Consider the following 25,538-nt stretch of genomic DNA (forward strand, 5'->3'; position numbering starts at 1 on the left):
AATATTTATTTACTTTTATTTCTATAAACAACCATCATTTATAGATAGAAAAAGAATAATGGAAAAGATTAAAATTACGATTGAATATTGTACACTCTGTCAGTGGACACCTAGAGCAGTTTGGCTTCAACAAGAATTACTGTATACTTTCAATAACGAAATAGAAGAAATCAGTTTAAGACCTACTAACGGTGGTGTCTTTAAAATCTATGTCAATGAACAACAAGTTTGGGATAGAAAAGAGCAAGGTTTTCCGGAACCTAAAAAAGTCAAACAAACCATCCGTGATTTAATTGATCCTGAAAGATCACTAGGGCACACGGACAAATAAATGAATGATTTCTATTGAAATACGAATTGCATTCGTTATTTTTTGGGAACCAAACCAATAAATAAACACTTATGCAACACCCTATGACTCATAGAGGTTTTTCTGCTCCTCACTATGATGCTATCATCATTGGAGGCGGAATTACAGGTGCTTCCATTGCTTATGAATTAAGTCTAAAAGGAGCATCTGTTGCCTTGTTAGAAAAAAGTGATTTTGGTAGTGGTACTTCCGCTGCCACTTCCAAATTGATTCATGGAGGTTTACGTTACCTCAAAAACTTAGAAATAGGTCTTGTTCGAGAATCGTTAAAAGAAAGACGTTATCTGTCGGACATTGCACCTAATTTTGTAAGACCAATCCCCTTTATGCTTCCTTTTTATTCTTTGAAGGATCAATTGATGCTCAAAGCAGGTATGGAAGCTTATGATTATCTATCCTATGATAAGAAGAATACAAAATTAAAAGAGAATGCCCTTCCTAACTACCAAACGTTAAGTAGACGAAAAACCATTATAAGAGAGAAAACAATTCTAGAAGAAGGACTGCTAGGAAGCTATGTCTATTACGATTGTCAAAATGCTTACGCGGAAAGATTAACGTTGGCCTTTATTAAATCAGCCATGTTTCATGGTGCTGAAGTTTGTAATTATTGTAAAGTAACAGATTTCAAAGTGATCAATAATACAGTCAAGGGCATTGAGGGTATTGATCTTATTCATAATAAAAAAGTACAACTCAACGGTACAGTGATCATCAATTGTGCTGGTGCCTGGACCGACTCCATTTTACAACTTGAAAATTCTCCCAAAAGAACCTCCACTCCTTTAAGATCTGAAGGCATTCATATTGTCACTCCTTCTCTAGGAAATAAATATGCTGTTGCTTTAGTAACACCAAAGGGAAGACACATCATGTTACTGCCGTGGAGGGGGCACACTATTATTGGAACTACTGATAAACCCTACAGGGGAAAAGTTGAGGATTGGAAGGTGACTCAAGAGAGTATTGATGAACTGATCAGTGAAGTCAATACTTGCTATGGAAGTGATATCCTCAAAAAAGAAGACGTCACATATTATTATGGTGGTTTAAGACCTTTGGTTGATCAAACCACAGAAAACACTTATAATCAATCCAGAAAGCATGAAATACTAGATCACTCTTCAGAAGGTTTCAAAAACCTATGGACAGTGGAAGGTGGAAAATATACTACTTCAAGGCATTTAGCGGAACTGTTAGGTGAAAAGATTGCTTCACTGATTTCATTAAACAAAAAGCCTGAACAGACGGCAAAGCAACCTCTTTTTGGTTGTGGAATATTGCAAATTGAAAATTACAAAAAGTACTTAATGGAGGAATTTCCGAAGGCATCACATCAACAGATCGATACCTTGGTCAATATGTATGGTGATGAAGCCAAAGAAATTCTTGAACGTCATTTTAATTCTATTACTGAAACGCTTTCAGATGAAGGAGAGGTCGTAGCTCAGATTTATTATGCTATTGATCATGAAATGGCGTTCACTCTGGAAGATCTTTTTTTAAGAAGAACAGGGCTTGGTACTTTACATCAACCCTCTGAAGCTTTGATTCAAAAAATTAGTTTAATTTTAAAGAAAAAATTGAATTACAGTGACGAACAATTAATTCAACAAAAAGAAAACTTATTAAACCATTATCAATTGATTCGAAATCTAGACAAAAGAAATGAAAACATTGCTTAAAAACACTTACAGACAAATTCTTAAATGGGGTGATCCTAATTATAACGAAGAGCTTACTGATGATGTTAAGAAAACGATTCAAGAACTTGTCGGTATTCCTATTTCTGAGGTGAATTTACCCACATTTTTACCTGGAGAAAAAGAGGTTACAGTTGAAAAGGAAATTCAATTAGCACCAAAATATGTAAAGGAATTTACAGAAATTGTTGGAGCTGAAAATATTAAGACTTCAGATTTTGATAGAGCAAAACATGCTGCTGGTAAGTTCTACGGTGAACTTATGGAATTAAGGCAGGGGAAAGTTACCGCTCCACCTGACATAGTAGTAAGCCCCAACGATGAATCACAAGCGGATTTGATTGTTCAGAAATGTAATGAATGGAAAATAGCCATTTGTCCTCAAGGGCTAAGATCATCTGTAACAAAAGGGATTGGTCTTCCTGATGGTGGAATTGCGCTGGACTTGACCAAACATCTGAACCAAATTATTCAATTGGATGAAGAAAGTCTTACCGTCACTGCACAAGCGGGGATTAGTGGCCCAGCCCTCGAAAAGTTTTTAAATCAAAAAGGATATACTTGCGGGCATTTCCCTCAATCATTCGAGTTCTCTACTTTAGGTGGATGGATCGCAGCAAAAGGTGCAGGACAATGTTCTACAGGTTATGGTAAAATTGAAGATATGGTTTTAAGTATAAAAGCCATTACACCTACGGGAATTATTGAAAATGAGAGCTACCCTAAAGCTGCACAAGGTTGGGAAATTATGCCTTTATTTATTGGTGCAGAAGGTACACTTGGCGTGATTACACAAGCTACAATCAAAATCAGAAAGTTTGAGCTCAAAAACCGTAGAAATGCATGTATCATTTTCAAAGACTTTGAAAATGCACAAGAGGCAATGAAAGCTTGTATTCAAGGTCAATTTGGATTACCTCATTTGTTCCGTATTTCTGATCATGAAGAAACGGAAGTTGCCTTTAGAATGAAAGGTTTTGAAGGAACGTTTTCAGATAAAGCACTGCAAGCTATAGGCTATAAACCAAATAGCAGGTCTTTAATGTTTATCTCAGTTGAAGGTGATAAGGACTACACTTCATTTGTAGTGGACAAGATAAAATCTACAGCCAAGAAGTTTGGAGGAAGATCTATTGGCAGTCGTCCCACAAAAAATTGGCTTTCACAACGCTTCCACTCTGCCTACATGCGAGAACCTTTAATGGACCTTGGTTTGATGACTGATACAATTGAAACGTCAGTGCTTTGGAAGGATCTGAAAAAGCTTTGGAAGAATGTTCGTACCTATGTAAAATCAAGACCTAAAACCGTCTGTATGTGTCATATTTCACATGTTTATGAAAACGGTGCAAATCTCTATTTTACATTTATTTCTCCAACGGATAAAAGTGCACCTTTAGAAGATTATCAACAATTTCATGAAGGTTTAGTAAACACGATTTTGTCCAATAATGGTTCGCTTTCTCATCATCACGGAATTGGCAGGGCATTATCACCTTGGTTGAAAGAAAAAGTAGGAGAAAACAGTCATAACTTAATGAAAAACATCAAAAGTATCATTGATCCTAACGGCATTATGAATCCTGGGAGCGTGTTGAACTAAAAGCTCACAACACCAAACACTTATAATGTAATTCAAAAATAAAACCTCATTCTTAAACAGGATGAGGTTTTATTATAAAAGCCTTATTCAGTGACCTTTACCTTCTTGTATAATAATAAGAAGAACAAGAAAATCACAACGCATTGAAATGTTATGTAGAAAAGATTTGTTTTTACATCGAACATATAACGCAGTGCTTGAGGTGCAATAATTAGCCCCAATAACAATAATAGCCTTTTGTCGTTCATTTCCGATTAGTTTTTAATGAAAGTAATAATTTAGTTTTTGTCTTGTAGAAGTTTACGTCAGCGAATGTAAGTTTTTAATCAAATATTAACTAAACAACAACAAAAGATTAATAGTTTTATCCTATAAAAACTATAAATATTTCAATTAGATTTCTCTAAGATTAAAAAATTAGCAAAAAAAATACGGCTAAAGAATAAATCGTTAGCCGCATTTTCTCACATCTATCTAAAAGTGAACTACTTAGAGAGATTAATATCAGCAATACTTTGTATTCTGTTCCTTTCTAAGAAGGCATCAATCGTCTCAAAATGTTCAATCACTCTTTGTTCCTTAAATTCGAATACTTTTTCTGATAAACCTTGTAGGAAATCTCTATCGTGAGAGACTAATATTAAAGTTCCATCAAAATCTTTTAGTGCTTCTTTTAAAACATCTTTTGATTTTAGATCAAGGTGATTGGTCGGTTCATCGAGAATAAGAAGGTTTACAGGCTCCAATAATAATTTCACCATGGCCAAACGTGTCTTTTCACCACCAGAAAGCACTCCCACTTTTTTATCTACATCTTCACCACCAAACATAAATTGACCTAGGATGTTGTTGATATGCTTTCGGATATCTCCTTTTGCCACTTCATCAACCGTTTGGAAAATGGTTAATTTTGGATCTAATAAAGAGGCCTGATTCTGAGCAAAATAACCCACCTTGACATTATGTCCCAGTTCCGCTTCTCCAGCATCAACACCAATTTCTTTTAAAATGGATTTGAGCATTGTTGACTTACCTTCACCGTTTCTACCCACAAAAGCAACCTTCTCTCCTCTTCGGATCGACATGTTAGCATCTTTGAAAATTACTTTATCGTCATAAGATTTTGAAACATCAGTAACTGTCACTGCAATCTCTCCTGATCTTGGTGCAGGAGGAAATTTCAGTTTCAGTGCAGATGTATCTACCTCATCCACCTCTATGATTTCCAACTTCTCCAACATTCTTTCTCTTGAATTGACTTGATTTGTTTTGGAATAAGTACCTCTGAACCTTTCAATAAATTGCTTCGTTTCGGCGATGAACTTCTGCTGTTCCTGATAAGCTTTTAATTGCTGAGCTCTACGATCTTCTCTTAATTCCAAATAGTGAGAATAATTGGCTTTGTAATCATAAATACGTCCCATTGTCACCTCAATAGTACGGTTGGTGATATTATCAATAAAAGCTCTATCGTGAGAAATCACCATTACAGCGTTGGCTTTATTGACTAAGAAGTCCTCAAGCCAAATCACTGATTCAATATCAATATGGTTGGTAGGCTCATCCAATAGAATCAGATCTGGCTTTTGCAATAAGATTTTTGCCAGTTCAATACGCATTCTCCATCCACCACTAAACTCACTCGTCTGACGTTGGAAGTCGTCTTGCTTAAAGCCTAGACCTTTTAAAGCCTTTTCTACTTCAGCATCATAATTTATTTCTTCAATTGCATAGTATTTTTCACTAAGATCCGTCACACGTTCGATGATTTTCATGTACTCATCGCTCTCATAATCTGTACGTGTTTCCAGTTGCTTATTGAGTCCCTCCATTTCATCTCTCATTTCAAAAATATGCTGAAATGCTTTAGAGGCCTCTTCAAATACAGTACAGTTATCCTCAGTTAATAAATGTTGGGGCAAATAGGCAATAACCGCTTCTTTTGGAGCCGTCACTTGTCCTTTAGTAGCTTTTTGAACACCCGCTACTATTTTCATCATTGTCGATTTTCCAGCACCATTTTTCCCCATCAGGGCAATTTTATCAGTGGGGTTAATCACAAAGTTTACATCACTAAAAAGTGTCTGGCCGCTAAATTCAACGGCTAAATTATCAACTGAAATCATAGTCTATTATTTAATGAAGCAAAGATAATGTTTCAATCGGATAGAAATCAGAAGTTGTCAAATAATTTTGTCAAACGAGAAACCGTAATTGTCTTTAGGCGAAAGTAAACTCAAATTAAATCATGACTAAAAAACTCTATTTTGCAATCTTTCTTCTTGTTACACTTCTAACAGGATCATGTGATATTTTCAACAAATGTGAAGATGTTGCTTGTTTTACTCCCCCTCAACCATTCAATTTTCAATTAATTGATGCAGACAGTAATGAGGACCTATTTATCAATGGTACTTATGACTCACAACTTTTCTCTGTGGAAACAGATGACGACTTAGAATTCAATGGAGAAAACCTCACTGACCAATACATCATTACAACGGGCAGCATTGGATGGAAAACTCAGAAAGTGTCCTTCAAATTTTTATACGACGGGGAGACGTTATGCACGATCACGGTGGATGCTGAACGAAAAAGTGGCGATTGTTGCTCCTATACAGAAATCAATGATTTTAATGTAGAAGGGGTTAATTACGAACTAATAAGGAGTAAGGATATTTACCAATTAAAAATCCCAATTGTTCAATAACTGAATTCATAAGGTTGTAAGAAGGCTTGATTGATGTAAATTAATCGAGCCTTTTTTATTATTTATCAAATTAACAACTTCCATATTAGGTTAATTTTTAAAGATAAAATTAATTAAATCACCCCTAAAAAGTTCCCTTAAACAAGGTTTAATTTAAGAAATAAATAAATCACATTTTTGTAAAAACTTATTACAAAAAATTATGGTAATTTAATTTCAAATTCAACTCAAAATTAACTATTATTACTTTATAATATTTCTAAGTACTCAATCAAAATTACCTTTTACTACTTCTAATCCTTTTTCGTTATTACTGTCTTTCAAAAACCTTAATAAAACCAACAAAAACTCGGTTTTTAAAGCATTTTAATCCTAAAAAGTAATGAAGAACGAATGAAAAAATTTGATTTGGTACTGCATCAAATTCATCCCTATCCCTTATTACAATATGAATGAAATCGAGCAAATTGTTTTAAACGCAATCAAAAAAGACAAAGACTACTTGAATGCTTTAAGGAAACAATTAAAAGATACCAATCCTTTCACTGTAGCGGTAAAAATGCAAGATGATCTAAGAAATGTTGATCAGCATAGGTCCCTTTACGATACGATTTTAGAGCAAGTTGATTTATATAAAATCGCCAACTCATTAAACCAAAAGAGACCTTACAATAAGAAAAGTGCAAAGGAATAAGACCTAACCCAAAAACCGTTATTGCTGTTTTTTATTTATAAATTCCTTCTATTGAAATAAAATGATTAGAAAAATTACTATCCTTGGAGCACTCCTATCAATGCTTTTTGCTGGGTGCTCTACATCACATGACAAAGAAGAAAAGAAAGTGAAAAAATTATTGGGGGAATCCCAATCCACCGAGAAAATTGAAGACCACAAAATCATCATCTATCAAATGATGACCCGCCTTTTTGGTAATACAAATAACACAAATAAGCCCTGGGGTACACTTGATGATAATGGCGTAGGTAAGTTTAATGACATTAATGATGCAGCCTTACAAGGTATCAAAGAGTTAGGAACTACTCACGTTTGGTATACGGGCGTTATTGAACATGCTGTTATCACTGATTATAGAAAGTCCGGCATCCCTTTAGATGATGCTGATGTGGTAAAAGGCCGTGCGGGTTCTCCGTATGCCATCAAAGATTATTATGATGTCAACCCTGATTTGGCGGTGAATGTCGACCAAAGAGTGGAAGAATTCGAAGCACTGATCAAGAGAACACATGACAATGGTCTAAAAGTCATCATTGACTTTGTTCCCAATCACGTTGCCCGAAAATATCATTCCGATAAAAAACCAAAAGGAGTTGAAGATTTTGGTGCCTCAGACAATGTTAAAGCGGGTTTTGATGCTAACAACAACTTCTATTATATTCCAGGAAAGCCATTTGTTGTACCTGAGGGGTACCAACCTCTTGGAGGTGACAAATTCCCTACATCAGATGGCAAATTTAAGGAAGTACCTGCGAAAGTATCTGGAAATGGTGCTGTCACATTTGCTCCAACTGTCAACGATTGGTTTGAAACGGTTCGCTTAAATTATGGAGTAAATCATATTTCTGGAAATGGTGAAAAAGTATTTGATATCAATGGAGATGTTCCTTCTACTTGGAAAAAAACGTTGGCCGTTTTAACCTACTGGACAGAAAAAGGTGTGGATGGCTTTAGATGTGATATGGCAGAAATGGTACCTGTTGAATATTGGAACTGGATGATTCCTAAAATCAAAAAAATCAACCCTAAAATACGTTTTATTGCGGAGGTTTATAACCCAACAGAATACAAGAATTACATCTTCAATGGTAAGTTTGATTACCTGTATGATAAAGTAGGTGTTTATGATTCACTGAGAGCAGTGATGGAAGATAGAAACGGTTCATCATTGTCTAACCTTACAAAAGTATGGAAAGATATGGACGGCTTTAACAATCACATGTTACGTTTCTTAGAAAACCATGATGAGCAAAGAATTGCTTCCAAAGAATTTGCCGGCGACCCTGCTTTGGGTATTCCTGGTATGGCTGTAAGTGCAGCTTTAGGAAGCGGTCCTGTTATGGTTTACTTTGGACAAGAAGTGGGTGAACCTGCTATTGGAGCTTCTGGTTTCAGTGGTGATGATGGTAGATCAACAATTTTCGATTATTGGGGAATTCCTGAACATCAAAAATGGGTAAATGGTCACAAATATGATGGAGATCTTTTAAGTGATGAGCAAAAAACACTTAGAAATGACTATAAAAATTTACTGAAAGCTGCGAAGGGTTCTGAAGCAATTCGTAAAGGTCATTTGATCGATTTACAACAGTTTAACCGTACAAATTCTCAGTATAATGTGGATAAAACTTATAGTTTTATTCGTTACACAAATACTGACAAAGTTTTGGTTGTTGCCAATTTTGAAAACAAAGACATTACTACAGAGGTGATAATACCAAATGAAGTATTGACCTTAATTGGAATCAATGAGAAAAAAATCAATGCAAAAGATTTGATCACGGGAGATTCAATTGAGATTGATTTTGATAAAGCCAACGAAAGAGGTTTAAGTATTCCTATTAAAAAATATGGTGCTTTATACCTCTCATTCTAAGAGAAGTGCTCAGTCAAAAATAGATCATATTGAATTCTAATTTATTTTTTGTCTTAGTACTTATAGATTTAGTACAATATCATCTCAACATAAGATAAATTCAAAAAAAGGGAGTGATTTCTACTTATTTGGTAGATTTCACTCCTTTTTGTATGAAAAATAGTAATGTTTTTTTCATTCTATAGAAAGAGTTTTAATTTTGATTTTCAAATTTCAAATCGCGTAACTGCGTAACAATAAAACTATCTGTTAGATGAAAGTTGCCATTTTAAAATACAATGCAGGAAATGTACAATCAGTACGCTATGCATTGCAACGTTTAGGGATTGATCCCATCTTGACAGACAATGCTGAAGAATTGAAAAGCGCCGACAAGGTGATTTTTCCTGGAGTTGGAGAAGCAAAATCAGCAATGGACTATCTTAAGGCACGTCAATTAGATCAATTGATCAAAGATTTAAAACAACCTACACTAGGGGTTTGCCTTGGTCTACAATTAATGTGTAAGCATTCGGAAGAAAGAGATACGGATTGTCTTGGGATTTTTGATGTAAATGTCAAAAAATTTGAAAGCGAAACACTAAAAGTTCCTCACATGGGATGGAATAATATTCATGATTTAAAAACACCATTGTATGAGGGAATCAGCAATGATGATTATGTTTATTATGTACATAGCTATTTTGCTGAATTGTGTGAAAATACAATCGCAGTGACAGATTATGTCAATCCTTATAGTGCTTCATTACATAAAGACAACTTCTACGCAGCACAGTTTCACCCTGAAAAAAGTGGTGATGTAGGACAAAAAATTATAGAGAACTTTCTAACAAAAATCTAATATGTCTACGAAAATAGATATCATTCCAGCAATTGACTTGATTGATGGTAAATGTGTACGTCTCTCTCAAGGCGACTATAATCAAAAGAAAATTTATGCTGACGATCCGTTGGTTATCGCAAAACAGTTTGAAGATGCGGGAATCAAAAGATTGCATTTGGTAGACTTGGATGGTGCTAAGGCAAAACAAGTAGTCAATTATGGAGTGTTGGAAAGAATCACTAAAAATACTTCACTAGTGGTTGACTTTGGTGGCGGAATCCAATCGGATGAAGATTTAGAGAAAGTATTTGACCATGGTGCTGAAATGGTAACTTGTGGTAGTATTGCTGTAAAAGAGGTAGAGAAATTTACTTCTTGGATTACAAAATTCGGAAACGATAGAATCATTTTAGCGGCAGATGCTAAAAATAAAATGATTGCTGTAAGCGGATGGCAAGAAGATTCTAAACTTCCTTTATTTGAGTACTTGAAAGACTATACGGCTAAAGGTATTACAAAAGTGCTTTGTACTGACATCTCTAAAGATGGAATGATGCAAGGTCCTAACACTGAGTTGTATGGCGAAATCATGAAAGACTTCCCACATATCGAATTAATTGCGAGTGGCGGTGTAAGTAAATTTGATGATTTAATTGCTTTGGAAGAAGCAGGTATTCCTTCTGTAGTAGTTGGAAAAGCCATTTATGAGAATACGATCTCAATTGAGGATATATATCAACACATGTCTAAATAGATTGGTAAGAAATGAGTATTGAAACCTTAGTTTTTAAGCAGTTCAGTGAATACAAAGGTCAGATTGATCATTTCATCACCACAAGAAATGGAGGGGTTAGTGCCCCTCCTTTTGCTTCTTTGAACCTAGGCAATATGCTTCATGATGATCATGAGGCTGTTCTTAAAAACAGAGCAATTGTCAAAGGCACTTTAGGCTGTCAACGCCTTTTTATTGCCGACCAAAAACACACCAATAAAGTCTACTCCATCACAAAAGATAATGTTGAACAATACCTGAAAATGGAAAATCCATTTCCTGATTCTGATGGTATGTTGACCAATGTAAAGAATATTGGATTGCTGACTTTAGCCGCTGATTGCACTCCTATTTTATTATTCGATCCTATAAAAAAAGTAATTGGCGCGGTGCATTCCGGTTGGAAAGGAACGGTACTAAAAATTCTAACAAAAGCAGTCGAGCAGATGGTTTCTGATTTTGATTCTGAGGTTAAAGATATCAAAGTCTCTTTCGGTCCATTTATCAAAGAAACTCATTATGAAATTGGAAAGGATGTAATCATCCAATATGAAGATGCTTTTCCAAACGATATAAACAAAATTCTATTACCCCACCCCAATCCTGAAAAAGCCTACCTTAATATCACAGAAGCTCAAAAATCACAATGTAGTGCTTTAGGCATTCTTGATGAAAACATTGAATTCCTACCTTTTGATACCTATAAGGATGAACGGTTCTTCTCTGCGAGAAAGGCATCTCCTGGACAAACGGGAAGGTTTGGTGGAGCGATTGTACTTCGATAAATTTGCAATAAAAACACCAACTTCCAATAGTTCCAAATTTGGTATTCTAATCTCCCCCTGGCGCAAGTGTTAAGCCGGAGGCGTCACTTGTGTCTATATTTAGAAGGAGTCTGTTGACTCCCTACACCACAAATTAATGGTCAATTTTTACTGATGAAAGGATTTATAGAATTTGTTTAGTTGATTCGGAAGTCTGGAGACTTTTCCGATTGTTAGACACAAGTGACGCCTATCGGCTTAACACTTGCGCCAGTGAGAGGAGGACTGATTTATTTTTTAGAGACCCGGCTTATTTCAAATCACATTTTAATGTTATTACTTGGACTTGTAGGAGATGTTGGTTCCAAAGTCAACCATTCATTTAAAAGTTTTAAGCCATCAACAACGTTCAATACTTTCTCCTCAGGTGGAATATATAATAGACTAGAATCATAACTATATTTTCTTTCAATAGATAGCAAAACAACCCACTTAGAAGTGTCTTCGTAATGAGTAACAGCCTCCTTTTTAAAAGGGTAAAACAACTGCAAAACATGACACACACTATCCGACACAGGTTTAATTGCTATATCACTTTCATATATAGGTTCATTTTTCTCTAATTGAATAAACTTTAAATAATAATATGGAGGACCAATTTCATAGTCTTCAGAATTAAACAAATCAATTACGTTATTTGGATTGTGCTTTTTAGAAAAAGTCATTATTTCGTAATCATCTTCATAACTACTCACCCAAATTGAAGGGATTTCTAGAATGTTTTTTTGGGCCCTATTGCCATTGTTTGATATACTAAGTTTTTCAAATTTATTATCACTATTATTCGCACTACAGGATAATAATAACATTAATAATAAATTAATCACTCTATTTCTTATTAAGAGAATCAACATAATCCGTGCTTCCATGATAGGTCTTAAACTCTTCTTGTAAAAATTTATAAACTTTGCCCCCCAACTAGCACAAGTGTTAAGCCAGGGAGACACTAACACGTTGAAGAGAGGGAATACTATACTTTCAGTTCAAAAGGAAGTTTTTTAAAATTGAATCCTACTATATGATTTTCTTCCATTGCATTTTTTAGCCTTTCAGAAATGATTATTTTATCATGAAGTCCATCAAAAACAAATAAATCCAACTTCAAATTAATTTCACTTTTCAATATCAGTTGTATTGGTACTATATCCTTTTTTCCAGCTACATTTTTACTAAGTTTTTCAAAATCGTAATAGCTATCTAGATTAACAATTTCTTTATTAAAATCCCAGTTAGGAATATTCCAAGGAGGTAAGGTCTGAATTGAAATTATCGAGCTTTTAAAATCAATGTATTTACTAAAATCTTCTTGAAAATGTAGGACAAAATAATTATCAATTATGTTTCCTTTTTTTCTTTTTAAAATTACATCATAAAAATCATGCAAAGGTAGCACGAATTGTTCTAATAAGCGTTTCACTTTATGATTGACAATAAAACTATAAGAGGTAATTAAACCACTACTAATAACATCAGTTTTTTTTGCCTTATCACCGAGTATTATTGTATTTAAATCTGGTTTTATACTTGGAATTTTCAAATTCGGTAGTCTAGTGATTGAATTTTGACTATGATAATTATCAGTATATTCTAAACATTTTGCTTGAGGAAATATTTCCCCTATTTCATCCCCTGTTGATTCATGTATTACAAAAAAAGTCATAATTAACTATTGCGTTTTTTAATTATTATCTGTTAGCTTAACTCCCACTCTCTCCTCTATATTTGTAAGAAGTATGTTAACTCCCTGCACCACAAATTAATGGTCAATAGTTATTGATAAAAGGGTTCGTAGAATTTGTTTAGTTGATTCGGAAGTCTGGAGACTTCTCCGATTGTTAGACACAAGTGACGCCTATCGGCTTAACACTTGCGCCAAGGGGAAGACTGATAGCCAACCTACATGCGGATAGACTGACTCTTTTTTTTGTTATAAGTTACAAACTTATTCAATTGGTTAGTTCGAAGTAACGCCTACGGCTTAATACATCGAACAGTGTGAGGGATACAAAAATTAATTTATAAAAGGATCATCTAATTCTGGTTTATTCATTTCCATTATAATCTGATTTTCCAATTCTCTTTTTGCCTTATCTGCTTTTTTCATCGCATCGAGTAATATATCATTATAAACTTCCCACATATTCTGATTTAAACATAATGAATCAAAAAGATAAACTTTCTGTCCATTCAATAAATTAACCTCTATTGTATCATCATTAATTACTAAATATGTATAATTATAGTAATACAAGTTGTAGAAGTCACCCATACTTATGTATGAAATATATTTATTATGTTGTTTATTAAACAAATTATGTTTCCCTGCTATAAAAAAAGAAATATCACTAATAGTGTCATTAGGTATTTCAACTATTAGTTTGCAAGTATCATTAGTATAGATGTTTGATTGTGGCTCAATGACCCAATAAAAATCTAGGTTTTCTTTCTTGGCACAAGAACTTAATAATATTATTATAAATAAATATTTAATCCAATCGATCTGTTTCATCTTTCTGATTATAAAAAATTCTGGGTTGGTAATTTTCCAACTGGTGTAAGTGTTAAGCCGGGAGCATCACTTGAAACATGAATTTATATAAAAAACACCAACTCAGGAATAGCTCCCAAATTGGTGTTTTAATTTATTTTTAAGGCTGATGATTAGCTTTGACTTTTTGCTAAAGCTTGTTTGATATCAGCTAAAATATCATCTACGTGTTCCAAACCAACTGAAATACGGATTAGACCTGGCGTGATACCTACGGCTAATCTTTCTTCCTCTGTTAATTTAGAGTGCGTTGTTGATGCGGGGTGAGTTGCGATTGTTCTTGTATCACCTAAGTTCGATGACTTAGAAATCAACGCTAAGCTGTTCCAGAATTTCTTTCCAGCTTCCACACCACCTTTTATTTCAAAGGAAACCAAAGCACCACCTAATCTCATTTGCTTTTTCGCTAATTCATGACCTGGGTGTGACTCCAAGAATGGGTACTTCACTAATTCCACTTCAGAAAGACCTTCTAAAGCAGTAGCAACAGCATGAGCACTTTCACAGTGCTTCTCCATTCTGATTGATAATGTTTCCAACGATTTCGAAAGAATCCAACCATGGAAAGGTGATAATGCAGGACCTGTATGTCTTGACATAAATTTCACTTTCTCCATCAATTCTTTTGAACCTAGAATAGCACCTGCCAACACTCTACCCTGCCCATCAATGAACTTAGTCGCGGAGTGTGTCACAATATGAGCTCCTAGTTTCAAAGGATTCTGTAAATAAGGAGTAGCAAAACAGTTATCTACATTCAAAATGATACCATGCTTATCAGCAATTGCCGCTAAAGCTTCAATATCAATAATGTCCAATGCTGGGTTGGAAGGAGTTTCGATAAAAATCATCTTCGTTGTTGGAGTGATCGCTTTATCAAATCCTTCTAAATCATGAATATCAACATATGTATGAGTGACTCCCCATTTTGGTAATAACTGCGTTAGGATTTGGTGAGTAGAACCAAATAAAGAACGAGAAGCTACAATATGATCTCCTTGACTTACAAAAGAAGCGATACTCAAAAACATGGCTGCCATACCTGAAGAAGTGGCAATACCCGCTTCTGCACCTTCCAATTGTACTAGCTTATCAATAAACTCGTCATTGTTAGGGTTAGAATATCTTGAATAAATATTACCTTCTACCTCATCTGAAAATAGTGCATTCGCATGGTCAGCATCTTCAAATGTAAAACTTGAAGTGGCATAAATGGGCACAGAGTGCTCTCTGTTTTGCGAACGGGGTGTTTGCGCTCTTACCGCAATAGTTTCAAATTTCTTCTCTTCTTGACTCATACAGTTTGTTAGTTAGATACTTGATTATCAATCAAGTTTCAATATTACTAATTAATAATGAAAATAAAGTCTTCCATTGTGATTTTTTAAGAGCAATTAATGCCAGTTATCGCACACAATAGACTTTCTAGGACTGCTTTATTCTGCAATAATTTCAAAAGAATGCGTAATTGTTGCAGTTGATTTTACCATCTCAGCTACTGAACAATATTTCTCTACGGCTAACTCTACCGCACGCTTTGCTTTTGCCTCGTTGATTTCACCGAATAGCTTAAAATGAACATGTACCTTTTCGAAAGGAGCAGGAACAGCATCTACACGGTCACCTTCTACTGAAATTTTCACATCGTTGATTACTTGACGTTGTTTTTTCAGAATATGAATCAGGTCAAAACATGCACAGCCAGCCACACCTGTTAGAACTAATTGCATTGGACTAAAAGCACTTCCTTCGCCCATGCCATCCATTTTGCCCTTACCAGCATCAATGAATAAAGAGTTCCCTTCTTCTGAGGTAGCTTCGAATTTTACGCCTTCGTTTACTCGATTTAGTTCAATTTTCATGACTGAATGTAATTTTTATACTTGATTATTTGTTCAATACACAAAGGTTTGATAAAATTACGAGAATACAAACTAAATTAGGGAACTATGAAAAGTATTACTGTAGAAGAATTCAAAGAATTACAGGATAGCGGTGCTGACTTCCAGCTTATAGATGTACGTGAAGACTACGAGTATGACGAGGCTAACTTAGGTGGAATCTTGATTCCATTGGCTACTGTTGTTGAAGAAGTAGAACAATTCAGCAAAGACAAAAGAGTGATCGTTCATTGCCGTAGCGGTAAGAGATCTGCTAACGCTATTCAAGCTCTTGAAAGCATGTTTGGCTTCACCAACCTTGAAAACCTAGAAGGTGGTATCTTAGCTTACATCGACGAGTACGGATTAGACGACTAATTCTATTCTAAAAAATACACCTTTTTAGCCTTCTTGATTTAGACCTCCTAATTTCAAGAAGGCTTTTTATGTTTTAATTTTTTAACTGATTATCTATTCCTAAGATCTTTTCCGATATTTGCCTCATTCAAAATCTTAATTTAATTATCAATGTCTGATACATTATCCATTGTCATTTTTCAAGGTACTGACTCTGATTGGTGGCCTGCTGTAATGCAAATCCGTAAAGAAGTTTTTGTGGATGAACAGGAAATCGATATTTCTCTGGAATTTGATGAGCTTGAGCCAAAAGCTTTTCACTTGTTAGTGTTGGATGACGGACATCCTGCGGGAGTTTGTAGGTTTTTCCAAACAGAAGAAGGATACAAATTAGGACGCTTTGCTGTATCAAAGCCTTACCGCGGTCAAGGTATTGGTAATGCGTTACTTCAAGCCAGTCTTTCTGAAATTGAAGATATTGCCGAAGAAGGAACTAGAATGTATCTCCACTCTCAGACCTACGCTACTGCCTTTTATGAAGATGAAGGGTTTACTGTAAAAGGTGATGAGTTTATGGAAGATGGAATTCCACATGTTTTAATGGAACAATTCGTCTAAAACAATATATAGAGGCTGTTAATTAAACAGTCTCTTTTTTTTATGATAGATATTGGTTATTATGTATATGAACTAGGACATTAGTACCAAGACAAAATTATTGAACCCTTTTGAATAACCTAACACATAATAACTACTGAAATGAATAACAAAGTTTATATCGCCACTAGTATTGATGGTTTTATTGCTGACAAAAATGAAGGACTGGATTGGCTACAAACCGTCCCCAATCCCAATAATGATGACATGGGGTTCAGTTCTTTTATGGATTCCATTGATGCTTTAGTTATGGGTAGAAACACCTATGAAATCGTAAAAGGTTTTGGTGGAGAATGGCCGTATTCTAAACCTGTTTTTGTACTAAGTACTTCCATCAAAGAAATCCCCGAGCATTTAACCAACAAAGTATTTATTATTAATGGCACTTTAAATGAGGTATTGGAACAACTTTATGCTCAAAACTACTTAAACTTATACATTGACGGAGGTTCTGTCATTCAAAGCTTTTTAAAGGAAGACTTAATTGATGATCTCATCATCTCTACAATCCCAGTGGTACTTGGAGGAGGTTTCCCATTATTTGGAGAAACAGACAAGCTATTGGAATTCGAATTTGTAAGTTCTAAAGTACATTTAGGGCAAATTGTTCAGACGCATTATTCAAGAAAGAGATAAAACAAAAAGGCTAGGTAATTCTAAAATCACCTAGCCTTTTCAATATTCAGAAAATTACTGATTAGTAATCACCTAAAGTTTCTTCTAATTGTGCTAAAGCTGCTTCAGTTTGCTCTGCGTTTGGAGCAACACCGTGCCACTTGTGCGTACCTACCATATAATCGATTGGGAAGCCCATCTCAGTCTTCATTACGATCATGATTGGCTTACCGTTTCCTGAAAGCTCTTTTGCTTGCGTCAATGCAGCATCTAATTTTTCCATGTCGTTACCTTCAGCAACGATAGTATCCCAACCAAATGCTTTATACTTCGCTTCAATATCGATCAAGCTCAATACGTCAGATACGTCACCATCAATTTGACGGTTGTTGTAATCGATAACACCTACTAAGTTGTCAATTTTGTTGTGAGCGGCATACATTGCTGCTTCCCAAATTTGACCTTCTTGTTGCTCACCATCACCCATTAAACAATACACCATTTTGTCGTCATTGTTTAATTTCTTCGTCAATGCAGTACCTGCAGCAACTGATAAACCTTGTCCTAATGAACCAGAAGCCATACGTACACCTTCTAAGTGCTCATAAGGAGTTGGGTGACCTTGTAATCTTGAGTCGATTTTTCTGTGAGTAGCCAATTCAGATACTGGGAAGTAACCAGCTCTAGCCAGCGTGCTATAAAAAACAGCTGAAATATGACCGTTTGAAAGATAGAAAACATCTTCACCTACAGCATCCATTTTGAACTCTTTGTTGTGTTCCATGTGCTTAAAGTAAAGTGCTACAAATAAGTCAGCACATCCTAGGGCTCCACCTGGGTGACCGTTTCCTGCACCGTTTACCATTCTAACGATGTCACGTCTTACTTGAGACGCTATTCTTTTCAATTCTGCTATCTCTGCCATCTTTCTTTGATGTAAGCTATTTATTATATGTTTATTGGGTTTTTACACCCAACTATTATTTTCCGACTGCAAACTTAACCAATTATCTGTTTAGTATGCTCTTTCGTCTTCACCTTTTTAATAATGTCCGTTAAAATTCCCTCTTCATCGATGATAAAAGTGGTTCTGACCGTCCCCATGTACTCTTTTCCGAACGTTTTTTTCAATTGCCAAGTACCATACAGGTCGTGAACTTTGTGATCTACGTCTGCCAAAAGCGGAAATGGCAACTCATGTTTAGCAATAAATTTCTGATGACGCTCTTCAGAATCAGTACTCACGCCCAATACCACATAACCTTCAGACAATAACTTTTCATAGTTATCTCTCAAGTCACAAGCTTGTGCTGTACACCCTGGAGTCATATCCTTTGGATAAAAATATAAAACTACTTTCTTCCCTTTAAAATCGGATAGTTTTACTGTATTACCATTTTGATCTACGCTCTCAAATTGTGGAGCTGCTTGTCCGATTTCTAATGACATAATTGTACTGTTTTAGTGTAATTTGTTGTGTGTTGACAAATGTAGAATTTTCAAAGGGAGTTACAAAAAATGCGATCTCCTTAAATCAAAAAAACACATTATTGAAACAACTAACGATCGAGAATTCGTTTTGTTTATGATAACACACATATTTTTATCGTAAATTTGGATGAAAAATATATCAAATCATCATCAAGATTAAACACTAAAGTATCTATTGGAATTCTTTTTTTTAATACTAAGTATCCTCTACTTTTTTTATTTGTTAAGGTTAATGCACCTTTGGAATACTTCTATTTCTATTCCAACGAACAAGGATTTCGCTACTTCTGTTACCGTAGTGATTGCTTTGAGAAATGAGGAAAATAACATCGAAGCCTTATTTGATTCATTAAAAAAGCAAACCTACCCTCACTTCCAATGTATTTTTGTCAATGATCACTCTGAAGATAACACACTAAACCTTTTAGAACAGAAAGTAAAATTATTACCCCATCAGTTTCAAGTTATTTCTTTAGGAAAAGATCAAGAAGGTAAGAAAATAGCCATTCGCAATGGGGTTGAGTTGGCTCAAAGTGAGTTAATCATCACGACAGATGCAGACTGTATACATGATCCTGACTGGATGAATACTATCATTGCACATTATCATTATTTTCAAAAACCAGCTCTCCTCTCTGGGCCTGTTCAGTTTTCGCCGAGCTCTTCCTTTTTACAAAAACTGATGGTCATTGAATTTGGAAGTCTTATACTTACAGGAGCTACATCGATCATTAACAAACAGCCGAACATGTGTAATGCAGCAAACTTGGCATTTCAGCGAGAGGCATTCCTCACACAAAACGATTACGAAAAACACATTCATATCCCCACTGGTGATGATGAATTTTTAATGCATCAAATTGCAAAAGAAGACCCTACCAAAATAAAGTTTATCAAAGACCCCAAAGCAATTGTAAAAACGCCACCACCTGCTACATTACCTCTGTTTATACAACAAAGAATAAGATGGGCAAGCAAATGGAGACATTATGAAAATAAATCACCTCAGTTCAGTGCAGTTTTTATTTTCTTATTACATTTTAGTTTTTTAGCTTCACTATGCACTGTTATTTTCTTTTCAGGAAATTGGTTAATATTGCTCCTGGGTTTAGGAATTAGGGTACTCATTGAATACTTTTTCAATAGGATCATTCTAAGATGGCAGACTGATTATCAGCTTCTAAAATGGATTCCGTTTGTCTCACTTCTTTACCCATTTTATGCATTTAGCATTGGCTTGTTAGCTACATTTTCTAAGTATTCATGGAAGAATAGAAAATATAATGTTTAGAATAACAATTAAAATACTGTTTTAATGAAAAATATTTTCTAAACCTGCGCTTAATCTTCCAAATTTATTATTTTTGAAATAAGATTTTTTTTTATGACTGATATTGAATACAACATTCTTGATGAGCTCTATTTTGTTGTGAGTTTCAAAGATTTACTTTCAGAAACATCACTTCAAGAAAATACTTTAAGAAATGAATTAAAGAGTTTGATTGAAAAAGGTTGGGTACGTTCTTTTTCCTCTCCTTCAGAAGAAATTGAAATTGAACTTTCAGATTATGAGAAATTATACTCATCATTGTATTATCTTGCCTCCAAGAAAGGCTTGTTAGCTCATAATTCTCAATAAAGACACTAACTTTTATTCTTTATAAATTGCATAGATGACACCGTACGAAGTACATAAACCACCATCACACTTTGTCAAAAAGAGATTAAGGAGGAATACTCCTGCCATGATTTCTATTGTCTATATTTTTATATTGGCATGTATGGCAATTGCCGGTTATTTGATTATGCCCGATGGTACACACTTTGCCAACGATGGACTTTTGGAAACAGCCAAAAAGCCACCCATGTTTACGGTAGATGTGCTAAAAAAGAAGAAAGATATAGTAGTGCACACACCATCTGTTATTGATATTTTATTAAACGGAGAGGAAAATAAATTCTTCGAAATACCAATAATTGGCCAACCTAAAATATTGGGTGATTCTGTCTTTTTTGTGGTTTATCCGGGCTTAGAAAAAAAATCACTGCACACTACCAAACGGCTCGAAATGGGACTTCCTTTGGTAGAAGTTGTAAAATCAATTTATTCTTCTCCTTCAGAAATTTTGGGTAAAAATCTACCTCATAATTATATTACTAGAGGCGACTCTACTATTTATTTAAATGAAAGACAAAACGTTCAAAAAGCATACAGAAGCGACTTGATCAAAGAGTTTGAGAGTAAACATATAGAAAAGAAAACTTTTATTCTCGGCACTGATAAAATAGGTAGAGATGTACTTAGTCGATTAATTTTTGGAACCAGAGTATCACTAACCATTGGATTTATTTCCTTAATCATATCCTTGACCATTGGTATTTTAATTGGTTCAATGAGTGGATATTTCGGTGGTTACATTGACAAGGTTGCCTTATGGCTCATGACCATTACTTGGTCTATCCCCGCCATTATGCTCGTTGTTGCAGTCCGATTGGCCTTACAAAGTGAAGGAGTATGGGTGACTTTCGTCGCAGTAGGATTAACGATGTGGGTAGAAGTGGCTCGTGTGATCAGAGGTCAGATTTTATCGATCAAACAAAAAGATTATGTAGAAGCAGCGAGAGCTTTAGGTTATTCTAATGCAAGAATCATTTGGCATCACATTTTACCAAATGTTTTAAGTCCACTCGCTGTAATATGTGCCTCCAATTTTGCTTCTGCAATTCTAATTGAGGCAGGTTTAAGTTTCCTAGGTTTGGGTGGTCCTCCATCTATGCCATCATGGGGAACGATGATTAAAGAAGGTTTAACAGAATTAACACCTAGTGGACATTGGCATCTTATCATTTTCCCTTGTCTTGCTATTAGCCTTACAGTTTTGGCCTTTAATTTAATCGGGAATGGGCTTCGTGATGCCTTTGACCCACATTCTAATTCAAAATAAAAATATTGTATTCATATACCTATGGCGAATCCTATTGATAAACGATTAATGCTAAAAGAAATGCAGTTAGAATCTCTTTTTGAGACGATAAGTGCTATCAACGCAAATAAATCGGAAGAAGATCTTTATACCATTTATAAACTAACACTTTCTTCTAACCCAAGTGTTTCAAATCTTCTTCTATTTGTTTTTGATGAGGATTTGCAGGAACATGTTCGCTATGTAAATTATGGCAACCATGATCATGAATTAACGGAGCGTTTTCCGAAAGTGTTTGAAGAATATACCAAAACATCAAAGCTTCAAACAAAACCAGAAGGGTTCCAGAATTTTGATACGATCATTCCGATCAAGCATAAAAATGATGTATTAGCCTATGCGTTGGTTGGAGTAGCATCAGAAAAACATATTGATTTTCATGACTCAGGATTTACCGAAGCTCTGAGTAATATAATCTTAGTAGCAATTGAAAATAAAAAGCTTGCTCGAAAAGAGGAAAAGCAAAAAGAGACCAAAAAGCAATTAAAGATTGCTTCTCAAGTACAGACAATGCTATTCCCAAGAAAACTGCCTTACGGTGATAACGTGCCAGTTTCAATTCACGCAAGCTACATGCCTCACCACTCTATTGGCGGCGATTATTATGACTTTATCCAAATGACGGATACAAAGTTTTTGATATCTATTGCTGATGTTTCAGGCAAAGGCGTTCCGGCTGCAATATTAATGTCCAATTTCCAAGGTACTATACGTGCATTAGCCAGAAGGAATATGGATATTGAGAGTATCGTACATGAAGCCAATACCCAAATTTTAGAAAGTGCACAAGGTGAAAATTTCATCACAGCTTTCTTTATGGTGTACGATACCGATACACAATGCATTCATTACATTAATGCAGGTCACAACCCACCTTTCCTGTATAATGAAAACAAATTCTCTCGTTTAGAAGAAGGTACAACAATTTTGGGGTCTTTTACAAAATTACCTTTCATTGAAGTTGGAGAAATTAATAACTTGCGAAAGTTCTTCATTTTTGGATTCACTGATGGTTTTACCGAAACCTATAATGACGAAGATGAAGAACTAGGAGATGACAAATTATTAGAGTTCTTGGATGCAAATATTCAATACGACCAGAAAAAAATGCATAAGAATCTTATTGCACTCCTAAACACTTTCAAAGGTCACCAGGCTTATGCTGATGATATCACTTTATTGTCATGTAAAGTCGACCTTGACAAGAGTCTGTAAAGGACAAAACTTTGAAATGAATAACCTGAATTTGTAAGTCCATTAATCAAAATAACCAGCTTACTTGTGAGAGGTATTTCTTCTCTAAAGTGATGTCTTGCACACGCTCTAGCAATAAACACATATTTTATTACTTATATTAATTACTAACCTTTAATTAAATGCAAAAGCTCGAGTTAAAAAGCTTCATGCAGGGTTTAATCAGAAGAAATCCTGGACAACCAGAATTCCACCAGGCCGTGGAGGAAGTGGCAGAGAAATTAATTCCATTCATCAACGAAAACCCCAAATACTTAGATGCTTCGATCCTGGAGCGTATGACAGAACCTGACAGAGTAATCAGTTTCCGTGTAACGTGGATGGATGATGAAGGTAACATTCGTGTCAATAGAGGTCACCGTGTACAGTTTAATGGTGCTATTGGCCCTTACAAAGGTGGACTTCGTTTCGACAAGTCAGTATCATTAGGTACTTTAAAATTCTTGGGTTTTGAACAGGTATTGAAAAACTCTTTAACAACCCTTCCAATGGGTGGTGCTAAAGGTGGTTCTGACTTCAACCCCAAAGGAAAATCAGATGCAGAAATCATGAGATTCTGTCATGCATTTATGACGGAACTTTACAGATATATTGGTAAGGATACAGACGTTCCTGCCGGCGATATTGGTGTTGGCGGTAGAGAAGTAAGTTATATGTTTGGTCAGTACCGTCGTATTGCCAATGAATATACAGGTGTTCTTACAGGTAAAAACTTAGCATTTGGTGGATCAAATGCTAGAACTGAAGCGACAGGTTACGGTTCAGTTTATTTCGCTAAAGAAATGCTTGCCGTTAGAAATGATGATTTCAATGGCAAAAAAGCAGTTGTATCTGGGTCTGGTAATGTCGCTCAATACACTGTTGAAAAATTAATTCAGCTAGGTGCTACAGTTCTTACTGTTTCAGACCGTGGCGGTTTCTTACATGATCCTGATGGAATTGATGCGGAGAAATTAGCTCATATCCAACAACTGAAAAATGTAGACCGTGTTTCTTTAGGTGAATATGTGAAGAAATATCCTGGTGCAACTTATACTGAAGGTCAAAGACCTTGGAGTATCAAAACAGATCTAGCTTTCCCATCAGCTACTCAAAACGAGTTAGATGAAAAAGATGCTGAAACATTGATTGCCAACGGATGTATCTTAGTTTGTGAAGGTGCTAACATGCCTTCAACCAACAAAGCCGTAAAAGTATTTGAGAAAAATAAAATTATGTACGGCCCTGGTAAAGCGGCTAACGCAGGTGGTGTTGCTATCTCAGGTCTTGAAATGACACAAAACTCAATGCGTTTACAGTGGAGCTTTGAAGAAGTAGATGAAAAACTTCAAGGTATTATGAAGAAAATCCATGAAAAGTGCCTAAAATATGGTCAAGAAGACGGATGGGTTGACTATGTGAAAGGAGCAAATATTGGTGGCTTTGTGAAAGTCGCTGATGCTTTATTGGCATACGGTGTGATCTAATCCACTCGCTTTTATAGATAAAAAACAGGCTAAGTCGTTTCATTATGACTTAGCCTGTTTTTTGTAGAATAAAAAAACTTTCTACTCTTCTTAACACTTGAAAAGTTAAACAAAAAAAAGTGCAAGCTTTCACCTGCACTCTAATATTATTCTTCAATAATTCAGTTCCTAAAAACCAAATCCACTTGTACTCATCGTTGTATATCCAGCTGTTGATAAGTTGTATTTCTTATTTACAATTTTAGTAGCTTGGATGTCTAATCTTTGGTTTTTCGCTTCATCAACAAAGCTAAAACCTAACAACATTTCTCCATCTGAAAGTTTCACGCCAACTTCTTTTGTGATTACTTTCGTCAAGCTTTCTAAACCTTTTGCTGGTACTGATAACTTACCAATATAAATGTAGACCTTTTGTCCGTCCTTTTCTCCTTCATATACACGGCATTTGCTACCAAGAATCTCTTTTTTGATTTTCTTATTTTCCTTTGCCTTTACAGAATTGATACCATAAACATCTACTTTTGAAGGATCAACAGGTGATTCAATAGCGATCTTTTGGCCAAACTGACGCATTAAAATCAGGTATTTATTATTTGTAAAATCACATAACATATACTGAGTACCAGCATCTTCTTCTGTCACTACTCTTGCTCCTAAAGTGGATTGGTCACCAATCATCAAGGTCACTTTTGGATATTCTATGACCTTACCATTCATTGCTTGAGTAAATACCAATTGATTTTCAAATGGATATGATTGTGCAAAAGCTGAAAGTGATAATGAGCTTAATAATGCGATAATTGCGATTTTTATAAGTTTCATTCCTGTAAAATTTGTGTTATTTAATTCTAGTCAATAAGACTCAAAGC

The 25,538-nt window shown here is 35.1% G+C and carries 26 protein-coding genes; 17 read left to right on the plus strand and 9 right to left on the minus strand.

Going from position 1 to position 25,538, the window contains the following annotated elements; genetic code table 11:
* Window positions 1-58: 58 nt before the first annotated feature.
* The 3 genes from PL77_RS09355 (at window position 59) to PL77_RS09365 (ending at window position 3,676) form a co-directional block, all read left to right on the plus strand.
* Window positions 59-331: a SelT/SelW/SelH family protein gene (locus PL77_RS09355; RefSeq protein WP_044204391.1), complete on the plus strand. Its 273-nt coding sequence runs from the start codon at window positions 59-61 to the stop codon at window positions 329-331.
* Window positions 332-402: 71 nt separating this feature from the next.
* Entirely contained in the window at window positions 403-2,055 is a 1,653-nt protein-coding gene (locus PL77_RS09360) for a glycerol-3-phosphate dehydrogenase/oxidase (RefSeq protein ID WP_044204073.1), read from the plus strand.
* Window positions 2,039-3,676 (plus strand): FAD-binding oxidoreductase, encoded by a 1,638-nt coding sequence (locus tag PL77_RS09365; RefSeq protein WP_044204081.1) that lies wholly within the window; start codon window positions 2,039-2,041, stop codon window positions 3,674-3,676. The genes PL77_RS09360 and PL77_RS09365 overlap by 17 nt, the downstream gene beginning before the upstream one ends.
* 485 nt (window positions 3,677-4,161) lie before the next feature.
* On the opposite strand, the gene PL77_RS09370 is transcribed toward PL77_RS09365, so the two are convergent.
* Window positions 4,162-5,802 (minus strand): ABC-F family ATP-binding cassette domain-containing protein, encoded by a 1,641-nt coding sequence (locus PL77_RS09370; protein WP_044204084.1) that lies wholly within the window; start codon window positions 5,800-5,802, stop codon window positions 4,162-4,164.
* Between the two features lie 122 nt (window positions 5,803-5,924).
* Between PL77_RS09370 and PL77_RS09375 the strand changes: the two genes are divergently transcribed.
* The 6 genes from PL77_RS09375 to pgeF all read left to right on the plus strand — a co-directional run bounded on the left by PL77_RS09375 (window position 5,925) and on the right by pgeF (window position 11,378).
* On the plus strand, window positions 5,925-6,386 hold the full coding sequence (locus PL77_RS09375; protein ID WP_044204085.1) for a hypothetical protein: 462 nt from the start codon (window positions 5,925-5,927) through the stop codon (window positions 6,384-6,386).
* 448 nt (window positions 6,387-6,834) lie between these two features.
* The gene (locus PL77_RS09380) at window positions 6,835-7,080 is read left to right on the plus strand and encodes a hypothetical protein (RefSeq protein WP_044204086.1); all 246 of its coding nucleotides are present in this window, start codon (window positions 6,835-6,837) and stop codon (window positions 7,078-7,080) included.
* Between the two features lie 61 nt (window positions 7,081-7,141).
* Window positions 7,142-8,998, plus strand: coding sequence for an alpha-amylase family protein (locus PL77_RS09385; protein ID WP_044204088.1), 1,857 nt, complete (start codon window positions 7,142-7,144; stop codon window positions 8,996-8,998).
* Between the two features lie 253 nt (window positions 8,999-9,251).
* Window positions 9,252-9,839 (plus strand): imidazole glycerol phosphate synthase subunit HisH, encoded by a 588-nt coding sequence (hisH, locus tag PL77_RS09390; protein ID WP_044204090.1) that lies wholly within the window; start codon window positions 9,252-9,254, stop codon window positions 9,837-9,839.
* 1 nt (window position 9,840) lies between these two features.
* Window positions 9,841-10,575 carry a 1-(5-phosphoribosyl)-5-[(5-phosphoribosylamino)methylideneamino]imidazole-4-carboxamide isomerase gene (gene hisA / locus PL77_RS09395; RefSeq protein WP_044204091.1) on the plus strand — a complete coding sequence of 245 codons (735 nt, stop codon included), beginning with the start codon at window positions 9,841-9,843 and terminating at the stop codon, window positions 10,573-10,575.
* An 11-nt stretch (window positions 10,576-10,586) separates the two neighbouring features.
* A complete protein-coding gene (pgeF, locus tag PL77_RS09400; protein WP_044204094.1) occupies window positions 10,587-11,378 on the plus strand; it encodes a peptidoglycan editing factor PgeF in 792 nt (263 codons plus the stop codon).
* Window positions 11,379-11,677: 299 nt separating this feature from the next.
* Here pgeF and PL77_RS09405 read toward each other — a convergent pair whose 3' ends face one another.
* The 5 genes from PL77_RS09405 to PL77_RS09425 form a co-directional block, all read right to left on the minus strand.
* Entirely contained in the window at window positions 11,678-12,286 is a 609-nt protein-coding gene (locus PL77_RS09405; protein ID WP_156152305.1) for a hypothetical protein, read from the minus strand.
* A 101-nt stretch (window positions 12,287-12,387) separates the two neighbouring features.
* A complete protein-coding gene (locus PL77_RS09410) occupies window positions 12,388-13,077 on the minus strand; it encodes a hypothetical protein (RefSeq protein ID WP_044204099.1) in 690 nt (229 codons plus the stop codon).
* Window positions 13,078-13,428: 351 nt separating this feature from the next.
* Entirely contained in the window at window positions 13,429-13,926 is a 498-nt protein-coding gene (locus PL77_RS09415; RefSeq protein ID WP_044204101.1) for a hypothetical protein, read from the minus strand.
* Window positions 13,927-14,078: 152 nt separating this feature from the next.
* Window positions 14,079-15,263 carry a PLP-dependent aspartate aminotransferase family protein gene (locus PL77_RS09420; protein WP_044204102.1) on the minus strand — a complete coding sequence of 395 codons (1,185 nt, stop codon included), beginning with the start codon at window positions 15,261-15,263 and terminating at the stop codon, window positions 14,079-14,081.
* 138 nt (window positions 15,264-15,401) lie between these two features.
* On the minus strand, window positions 15,402-15,827 hold the full coding sequence (locus PL77_RS09425; RefSeq protein WP_044204104.1) for an OsmC family protein: 426 nt from the start codon (window positions 15,825-15,827) through the stop codon (window positions 15,402-15,404).
* 87 nt (window positions 15,828-15,914) lie between these two features.
* Here PL77_RS09425 and PL77_RS09430 point away from each other — a divergent pair, with 87 nt between their 5' ends.
* The 3 genes from PL77_RS09430 (at window position 15,915) to PL77_RS09440 (ending at window position 17,495) form a co-directional block, all read left to right on the plus strand.
* Entirely contained in the window at window positions 15,915-16,223 is a 309-nt protein-coding gene (locus tag PL77_RS09430) for a rhodanese-like domain-containing protein (RefSeq protein ID WP_044204106.1), read from the plus strand.
* A gap of 150 nt (window positions 16,224-16,373) precedes the next feature.
* Entirely contained in the window at window positions 16,374-16,820 is a 447-nt protein-coding gene (locus tag PL77_RS09435) for a GNAT family N-acetyltransferase (RefSeq protein WP_044204108.1), read from the plus strand.
* A 141-nt stretch (window positions 16,821-16,961) separates the two neighbouring features.
* The gene (locus PL77_RS09440; RefSeq protein WP_044204111.1) at window positions 16,962-17,495 is read left to right on the plus strand and encodes a dihydrofolate reductase family protein; all 534 of its coding nucleotides are present in this window, start codon (window positions 16,962-16,964) and stop codon (window positions 17,493-17,495) included.
* Window positions 17,496-17,556: 61 nt separating this feature from the next.
* Here PL77_RS09440 and PL77_RS09445 read toward each other — a convergent pair whose 3' ends face one another.
* The gene (locus PL77_RS09445; RefSeq protein ID WP_044204112.1) at window positions 17,557-18,399 is read right to left on the minus strand and encodes a transketolase; all 843 of its coding nucleotides are present in this window, start codon (window positions 18,397-18,399) and stop codon (window positions 17,557-17,559) included.
* Between the two features lie 74 nt (window positions 18,400-18,473).
* Entirely contained in the window at window positions 18,474-18,923 is a 450-nt protein-coding gene (gene bcp / locus PL77_RS09450) for a thioredoxin-dependent thiol peroxidase (RefSeq protein WP_044204115.1), read from the minus strand.
* Window positions 18,924-19,197: 274 nt separating this feature from the next.
* Here bcp and PL77_RS09455 point away from each other — a divergent pair, with 274 nt between their 5' ends.
* The 5 genes from PL77_RS09455 to gdhA all read left to right on the plus strand — a co-directional run bounded on the left by PL77_RS09455 (window position 19,198) and on the right by gdhA (window position 24,669).
* A complete protein-coding gene (locus PL77_RS09455; RefSeq protein WP_044204118.1) occupies window positions 19,198-20,256 on the plus strand; it encodes a glycosyltransferase in 1,059 nt (352 codons plus the stop codon).
* A gap of 93 nt (window positions 20,257-20,349) precedes the next feature.
* The gene (locus tag PL77_RS09460; RefSeq protein ID WP_044204121.1) at window positions 20,350-20,604 is read left to right on the plus strand and encodes a hypothetical protein; all 255 of its coding nucleotides are present in this window, start codon (window positions 20,350-20,352) and stop codon (window positions 20,602-20,604) included.
* A 34-nt stretch (window positions 20,605-20,638) separates the two neighbouring features.
* Window positions 20,639-21,910, plus strand: coding sequence for an ABC transporter permease (locus tag PL77_RS09465; RefSeq protein WP_044204124.1), 1,272 nt, complete (start codon window positions 20,639-20,641; stop codon window positions 21,908-21,910).
* 21 nt (window positions 21,911-21,931) lie between these two features.
* Entirely contained in the window at window positions 21,932-23,164 is a 1,233-nt protein-coding gene (locus PL77_RS09470; RefSeq protein ID WP_044204126.1) for a PP2C family protein-serine/threonine phosphatase, read from the plus strand.
* A 161-nt stretch (window positions 23,165-23,325) separates the two neighbouring features.
* Entirely contained in the window at window positions 23,326-24,669 is a 1,344-nt protein-coding gene (gdhA, locus tag PL77_RS09475; RefSeq protein WP_044204129.1) for an NADP-specific glutamate dehydrogenase, read from the plus strand.
* Window positions 24,670-24,837: 168 nt separating this feature from the next.
* Here the strand turns inward: gdhA and PL77_RS09480 are convergent, their stop codons facing one another.
* Window positions 24,838-25,491: a hypothetical protein gene (locus PL77_RS09480; protein WP_044204132.1), complete on the minus strand. Its 654-nt coding sequence runs from the start codon at window positions 25,489-25,491 to the stop codon at window positions 24,838-24,840.
* Window positions 25,492-25,538 lie beyond the last annotated feature (47 nt).

Source organism: Flammeovirga sp. OC4, assembly GCF_000812565.1.
Classification (GTDB): Bacteria; Bacteroidota; Bacteroidia; order Cytophagales; family Flammeovirgaceae; genus Flammeovirga.

What these genes read in the sequence shown, in the direction of transcription:
- PL77_RS09355 (WP_044204391.1), top strand. Translation starts at nt 59, where the DNA reads ATGGAAAAGATTAAAATTACGATTGAATATTGTACACTCTGTCAGTGG.
- PL77_RS09360 (WP_044204073.1), top strand. Translation starts at nt 403, where the DNA reads ATGCAACACCCTATGACTCATAGAGGTTTTTCTGCTCCTCACTATGAT.
- PL77_RS09365 (WP_044204081.1), top strand. Translation starts at nt 2,039, where the DNA reads ATGAAAACATTGCTTAAAAACACTTACAGACAAATTCTTAAATGGGGT.
- PL77_RS09370 (WP_044204084.1), bottom strand. Translation starts at nt 5,802, where the DNA reads ATGATTTCAGTTGATAATTTAGCCGTTGAATTTAGCGGCCAGACACTT.
- PL77_RS09375 (WP_044204085.1), top strand. Translation starts at nt 5,925, where the DNA reads ATGACTAAAAAACTCTATTTTGCAATCTTTCTTCTTGTTACACTTCTA.
- PL77_RS09380 (WP_044204086.1), top strand. Translation starts at nt 6,835, where the DNA reads ATGAATGAAATCGAGCAAATTGTTTTAAACGCAATCAAAAAAGACAAA.
- PL77_RS09385 (WP_044204088.1), top strand. Translation starts at nt 7,142, where the DNA reads ATGATTAGAAAAATTACTATCCTTGGAGCACTCCTATCAATGCTTTTT.
- hisH (WP_044204090.1), top strand. Translation starts at nt 9,252, where the DNA reads ATGAAAGTTGCCATTTTAAAATACAATGCAGGAAATGTACAATCAGTA.
- hisA (WP_044204091.1), top strand. Translation starts at nt 9,841, where the DNA reads ATGTCTACGAAAATAGATATCATTCCAGCAATTGACTTGATTGATGGT.
- pgeF (WP_044204094.1), top strand. Translation starts at nt 10,587, where the DNA reads ATGAGTATTGAAACCTTAGTTTTTAAGCAGTTCAGTGAATACAAAGGT.
- PL77_RS09405 (WP_156152305.1), bottom strand. Translation starts at nt 12,286, where the DNA reads ATGGAAGCACGGATTATGTTGATTCTCTTAATAAGAAATAGAGTGATT.
- PL77_RS09410 (WP_044204099.1), bottom strand. Translation starts at nt 13,077, where the DNA reads ATGACTTTTTTTGTAATACATGAATCAACAGGGGATGAAATAGGGGAA.
- PL77_RS09415 (WP_044204101.1), bottom strand. Translation starts at nt 13,926, where the DNA reads ATGAAACAGATCGATTGGATTAAATATTTATTTATAATAATATTATTA.
- PL77_RS09420 (WP_044204102.1), bottom strand. Translation starts at nt 15,263, where the DNA reads ATGAGTCAAGAAGAGAAGAAATTTGAAACTATTGCGGTAAGAGCGCAA.
- PL77_RS09425 (WP_044204104.1), bottom strand. Translation starts at nt 15,827, where the DNA reads ATGAAAATTGAACTAAATCGAGTAAACGAAGGCGTAAAATTCGAAGCT.
- PL77_RS09430 (WP_044204106.1), top strand. Translation starts at nt 15,915, where the DNA reads ATGAAAAGTATTACTGTAGAAGAATTCAAAGAATTACAGGATAGCGGT.
- PL77_RS09435 (WP_044204108.1), top strand. Translation starts at nt 16,374, where the DNA reads ATGTCTGATACATTATCCATTGTCATTTTTCAAGGTACTGACTCTGAT.
- PL77_RS09440 (WP_044204111.1), top strand. Translation starts at nt 16,962, where the DNA reads ATGAATAACAAAGTTTATATCGCCACTAGTATTGATGGTTTTATTGCT.
- PL77_RS09445 (WP_044204112.1), bottom strand. Translation starts at nt 18,399, where the DNA reads ATGGCAGAGATAGCAGAATTGAAAAGAATAGCGTCTCAAGTAAGACGT.
- bcp (WP_044204115.1), bottom strand. Translation starts at nt 18,923, where the DNA reads ATGTCATTAGAAATCGGACAAGCAGCTCCACAATTTGAGAGCGTAGAT.
- PL77_RS09455 (WP_044204118.1), top strand. Translation starts at nt 19,198, where the DNA reads ATGCACCTTTGGAATACTTCTATTTCTATTCCAACGAACAAGGATTTC.
- PL77_RS09460 (WP_044204121.1), top strand. Translation starts at nt 20,350, where the DNA reads ATGACTGATATTGAATACAACATTCTTGATGAGCTCTATTTTGTTGTG.
- PL77_RS09465 (WP_044204124.1), top strand. Translation starts at nt 20,639, where the DNA reads ATGACACCGTACGAAGTACATAAACCACCATCACACTTTGTCAAAAAG.
- PL77_RS09470 (WP_044204126.1), top strand. Translation starts at nt 21,932, where the DNA reads ATGGCGAATCCTATTGATAAACGATTAATGCTAAAAGAAATGCAGTTA.
- gdhA (WP_044204129.1), top strand. Translation starts at nt 23,326, where the DNA reads ATGCAAAAGCTCGAGTTAAAAAGCTTCATGCAGGGTTTAATCAGAAGA.
- PL77_RS09480 (WP_044204132.1), bottom strand. Translation starts at nt 25,491, where the DNA reads ATGAAACTTATAAAAATCGCAATTATCGCATTATTAAGCTCATTATCA.